The 5,502-nt window shown below is 77.1% G+C and carries 2 protein-coding genes; both read left to right on the plus strand.

Annotated elements, in window-relative coordinates; translation table 11 throughout:
• Positions 1 to 546 precede the first annotated feature (546 nt).
• The gene (locus tag FOE67_RS15215; RefSeq protein ID WP_182664564.1) at positions 547 to 3,534 is read left to right on the plus strand and encodes a helix-turn-helix transcriptional regulator; all 2,988 of its coding nucleotides are present in this window, start codon (positions 547 to 549) and stop codon (positions 3,532 to 3,534) included.
• A gap of 290 nt (positions 3,535 to 3,824) precedes the next feature.
• Positions 3,825 to 5,144 carry a PucR family transcriptional regulator gene (locus tag FOE67_RS15220; RefSeq protein ID WP_182664566.1) on the plus strand — a complete coding sequence of 440 codons (1,320 nt, stop codon included), beginning with the start codon at positions 3,825 to 3,827 and terminating at the stop codon, positions 5,142 to 5,144.
• The last annotated feature ends 358 nt before the right edge of the window (positions 5,145 to 5,502 follow it).

The following is a 5,502-nucleotide window of genomic DNA, read 5'->3' on the forward strand; positions in this document are numbered from 1 at the left end:
GGGAGGTGGGTGAGCTGCTCATCCGGGAGCCTCCGGGGGAATGGGGGAAATCAGGGAAACAGCTGAAATTGACGGGGCGAGTGGGGTGGACGGGCCGGACGGGCCGGACGGGCCGGACGGGACGGACGGAAAACGGGGCGTGTGGCCGAAAAGCATCGGTGGTACCGTGACCGCCGCAGACGCCGCGCGCGGTGTCCGGAACGAGTCTTGACGCGGTGTCATCCCCGTGATCCGTGCGATTCACGTGCTCCCTCCCGAGGGCCTCCGCGCCCGGCCCGGGAACGCCGCGACGTCGCGGTGCCGATGCTGGTCCCGACCCTCCTGCCGGGCATCGGCGAAATCACCGGCCTCCGCTCCGTGCCTTGTCGACTCCGTACGAAGCCCGGGCGTTCTGTGCGCGCGCACAGTGTTCCGCGTCACACACTGGGCGTCCGCATCGACTTGGGGACGCCCGGATGGACGAGCGATCCGGTCGGTGCTGTCGTGCGACAACGGGCGTGACGGGGGCACCTGCGATCACGCCCCGGGCAGGGAGGTCCGAACCACATGGACAGTCCTTCGACGTCCTCGTTCCCGAGCCGGTCCCGTACGGACACCGCGGTCCGCGCCCTGCTGGACCGCACCCGCGCCGGTCACGGCGGGGCGTTGCTCGTGCGCGCCGAGACGGGTATGGGGGTCAGCACGGTGCTGGAGAGGGCGGCCTCCCTCTTCGCCGCACCGCCGTTCCGGGACCGCGGGCGGTGGCTCGCCCGGTCGCCGGCCCGGTGCGGGACCGGCGAATCCCGGCCGGCCGCGCCCGCCGGCGCCGTTCACCTCCCGGGCGGGCCGGTCGCGTCCCCCGAACCGGTGGTCCGGCTGCGCGGTGTGCGGGCCGAGACCGGGATGCCGCTGGCGGGGCTGCACGCCCTGGCCACCCGGCTGGCGGGGCCCGACGTCGCCCGGGAACTGGTGGGGACGGCCCGGCCCGCCGACGCCCCGCCGGCCGCGGTCCCGGTGGTCGGGGACGCGGTGCTGGCCCTGCTGCAGGAGCGGACCCGGGCGGGCGGTCCGGTGCTGTGCTGCGTGGACGACGCGCAGTGGGTGGACCCCCTCTCCCGCGAGGTGCTGGGTTTCGTCGCCCGGCGGTTGGGGGCCGGGGTGCCGGTGGCACTGATCCTGGGGCTGACCGCGATCGGACCCGGCTCGCCCCCCGACCCCCTGTTGGGCGGGCTCCCGGAGGAGGTGCTCACACCGCTCTCCGAGGCGGAGATCGAGGCGCTGCTGGACCGGTTGTTGCCCGAGGGGGCGGATCCGGCGGTGCGCGAGGCGCTGACGGACGAGGCCGCCGGCAACCCGGGCCTCCTGGCGGACCTGCTGGCCCACCTCCCGCCCGCCCGGTTGACGGGGGTGGAGCCGCTGCCGCGCCCCCTGCCGGTGGACGGTCCCCGGCTGCGCCGGACGGAGCACGCGCTCCGTCCGCTGTCCCGGCCCGCCCGGGAACTGCTGGTGCTGGTGGCCGCCGCCTGTGAGGTGCGGGGGGAGGCGGAGGTGGGCACGGTGCTGCGGGCCGCCGGGCTCCCGGCCGGGACCCCGGGCCCGGTTCCGGACCACCCCCCGGCGGCGGGGGCCCGGCGGGGGGAGGAACCGACCGACCCCCCGGAGGGGGAGGTCGCCTCCCGGTCGTTCCCGGCGGAGGCGCTCGGCGTGCTGCGCCGGGACGGCGACCGGTGGCGCCCGGGTGGCCCGTTGGTGTGGCGCGCGGTGCGTCGGGCGGTGTCCCCCCGGGAGTTGCGGGAGGCCCACCGGGCCCTGGCCGAGGCGTTGCGCGGCGCGGCGGACCCGCTGCCGCGCCTGTGCCACCTGGCCGCCGCCGGGGAGGGGCCGGACCCGGACCTCGCGGCCCGGCTGGCCGCCGAGGTCGAGGTGGAGGGGGCCGCCGCGGTGCGTCCCCCGACCGATTCGGCCGACGCCCTGCTGCGCGCCGCCGACCTGGTGATCGATCCGGACACCCGGGCGGGATTGCTGACCGCCGCCGCCGAGCACACCTGGGCGGCGGGTCGGCCGCAGACCGCCCGGACCCTGTTGGAGCGGGCCCGGGTGCTGCCGGCCGGTGAGGCCACCCGGGGACGGGCGGCGCTGGTGCTGGGCACCCTGCAGCGGGAGTGCGGGGTGATCACCGACGCCCGGGAGTCCCTGGTGCAGGCGGCCCGGCTGCTGGGCCCGCACGATCCGGACCGGGCGGGCGACGCCCTGCGGATCGCCGCCGAGGCGGCCTGGGTGGCGGGCACCGGCACGCCGGTGATACCGGTCGCCGGCACGGCGGGGGAGGCGGCCGCCGCCCCCCGCGACGACTACGGGGCGGGCATGGCGGCGCTGGTGGAGGGCGGTCTGGCGGCGGCCACGGCACCGTTGCGGCGGGTGCTGGAACGCGCCCGGCGGTCCGAGCACAGCGCCGATCTGCTGCGGGCGGCGGTGGTGGCGATGCTGTTGGGGGAGAACGACCGGGCGTACGTCTGCGCCTCGCGCGGCCTGGCGGTGGCCCGGTTGCGCGGTGAGCGGGTGCTGGAGCCGCACGCACTGGAACTGCTGGCCTACGCCGAACTGCGCTGCGGCCGGCACGGGCGGGCCGCGGCGCACGCCCGGGAGGGGTTGCGCAGCGCGCTGCGCACCGGGCAGCGCAACAGCGCGGCCCACCACCACGCCGCGCTGGCGATGGCCGCCGCGATCGACGGCGACCCCGAGCGGTGCGCCCGGCACGCGGCCGACGCCGAGCAGGACGCCGGCGCGCACGGCCTGGGCATCGCGGCGACGATGGCCGAGTGGGCGCTGGCCCGGTGCGACCTGGCGCTCAACCGGCCGCGGCAGGCGGCGCTGCGGTTGGGGGCCCTGCTGCGCAACGGGCCGGGCCGGGGCCACTTCGCGCTGCGCACGCTGGCGCTGCCCTGCTTCATCGAGGCCTCGGTGCTGGCCGGGCGCCCCGAGCACGCCCGTCCGGCGCTCTCGCATCTGGCGGAGTGGGCGGCGGCCACCGCCGATCCGCAGGCGGTGCCCCAACTGTTGCGCTGCCGGGCGCTGTGCGCGCCGCCGGAGGCCGCGCCGCAGGCGTTCGCCCGGGCGCTGGAGGCCCACCGGGGCGCGGACAACGCCTTCGAGCGGGCGCGCACCCAGCTGCTGCACGGCATGGCGCTGCGCCGGGGACGCCGGCCGCGCGACGCCCGGGAGGTGCTGCGGGAGGCGGTGATCGGATTCGAGCAGGGCGGGGCCGGGGCCTGGGCGGAGCGGGCCCGGGGCGAGCTGCGGGCGACGGGCGGGAGCGACCACCCGGCGGGTGGCCCGCCGCCGGAGGTGCTGGCGGCACTGACCCCGCAGCAGTTGCGGGTGGCCCGGCATGTGGCGGAGGGGGCGACCAACCGGGAGGTGGCGGTGCGGCTGTCGGTGAGCCCGCGCACCGTGGACCACCATCTGCGGAACGTCTTCAGCGTGTTGGGGATCCGCTCGCGGGTGGAGTTGACCCGGTTGCTCGCCGACGCCCCGGACACCCCGGGGCCCCGGTGAGGGGCGGCGCGGTGCGCCGGGTCGGGGAGGGCGGTCCGTCCCGTCGTTCCCCCCGGCGCGCCCCGGGCACGGGGGCGCCACGAGGGGCTCCCACCCGACCACCTCCGTAAAAGACACGGAAGTCATCGAAAAAGAACGGAAAAGCACACTCGATCGAGAAAATCCCAACAGTTACCGACTGGACGGTATGGCTTTGGTTGCACTACGGGCACAGCACTGGATCGCGGACCGCCGCACCCCAACAATGCAGAGCGAGCCGCCCTTACCGCCCCGACAGGTGGAGGTTCGTGATGCCCCTGAGCACCAGACCCCGGGAGGTCGCCACGACGACCCGGGACCACCGGGTCGACCGGAACGATCGTGGCGACGGCCGGCGCGAGGCCACGCGTCCGCCCGACCGCGCGCAGACGCTCCTGGTCCTGCGTCGCTCCGCCCGACTGCTGTTGCACCGACTGCCCCATCTCACCGACCGGGTGGTGGCCCTGGTCCAGGACCAGGAACCCTCCTACCGGGGCCCCCGGGTGGACACCGAGGCCCTGTGGCAGGAGGTCCACCGCTCCCTGCGTCACAACGTCGGTTGCCTGATCGACCCGCGGGGCATGCGCGAACCCGCCCGGCGCTGCTCGCGCCGCATCGGCTCGGACCGGGCGCGCCAGGGCCTGCCGCTCGACGCCCTCCAGCACGCCTTCCGGCTGGGCGGCGGCGTGGTCTGGGAGGAGCTCCTGGAGACCGCCGCCCGTCACGACCCCGAGTCCATGCGCCTGCTGGTGCACGTCGCCGGCGACGTGTGGAACTTCGTGGACGAACACTGCTCGCTCGCCGCCGAGGCCTACCGCAGGGCGGAGCGTGAGATGGCCTGGCGGCGGGAGAACCGCATCCGTCTGATGACCGAGGCGCTGCTGCACGGCACCGTCCGGGTCGCCGACCTGCCCGATGTCGTCGAGGCGCTCGGCCTCGCCGAGGACGGCCGCTACGCCGTGGTCGCCGTCTCCGGACCCGGTCGCGCCGCCCTGCGCACCGGCCCCGCCGGCGCCCGGCTGGTCTGGTACCCCGGCGACCCGGTGGACCTGGCGATCGCCCCCCTGGAGGACGAACCGGGCGACCCGCCGGACGGGGAGCGCGGCGTGGAGAGGCTCGCCCGCGGGCTGACCCCGGCCCCCGGAGCCCCACCCGTGCGGGTGGGCGTCAGCCCCCCGACCCGGGGGCTGGTCGCCCTCGGGGAGGCCAGGGCGCTGGCGGAGAAGGCCCTCCAGACCTGCCCCGCCGACGGCGAGGTCGCCCTGCTGCGCGACCACCTCGCCGCCGCCCTGCTGGTCTCCTCCCCCGACCTGGGCGCGGTCCTGACCGAACGCGTCCTGGGGCCGCTGCGCCGCCTGGACCCCGGCGATCGGGAGATCCTGTTGGACACCCTCGCCACCTGGCTGGAGTGCGACGCCTCCGCCCAGCGCACCGGCGAACGCCTCTCCTGCCACCGCAACACCGTCCTGAACCGGCTGCGCCGCTACGAGAAGCTGACCGGCCGCTCGCTGGGCAGTCCCAAGGAGACGGCCGAACTCTCGCTGGCGCTCACCGCCCGACGGGTCCTGGAGGGCTGCCGGCCGGGACTCTGATCGCCCGGGCCCCCGGGATCCCCCGGCGGGCCCGGGGGCGTGCCGGCCCCGGCGCCGGGGCCGTCCGGGTGGTCCCGGCCCGGCACGGCGCCCGGGAGACCGTTCGCCCTCCTGCGTCGTCCGGGTGAAGGTGCCTAGGGTGGGGAAAGGAGAACCTTCGGACACCCGATCCCGATCACGGTTCCGGTCGGACCCGGCGGCCCACCGGTGCGACGGGGCGGGGCGGGTGTCCGGACCCCGCCGACCCGGCGCGGGCGGCCGGCACCCCGGCCGCGCCGGCGACGTGCGACCACCGACCACAGGGAGCACGCGATGAACCCCGACACCCCCACACCCCGGGCCGCCCGGGAGTCCGGCC

The organism is Streptomyces calidiresistens (genome assembly GCF_014141525.1).
In the GTDB taxonomy this organism is placed as follows: Bacteria; Actinomycetota; Actinomycetes; order Streptomycetales; family Streptomycetaceae; genus Streptomyces; species Streptomyces calidiresistens.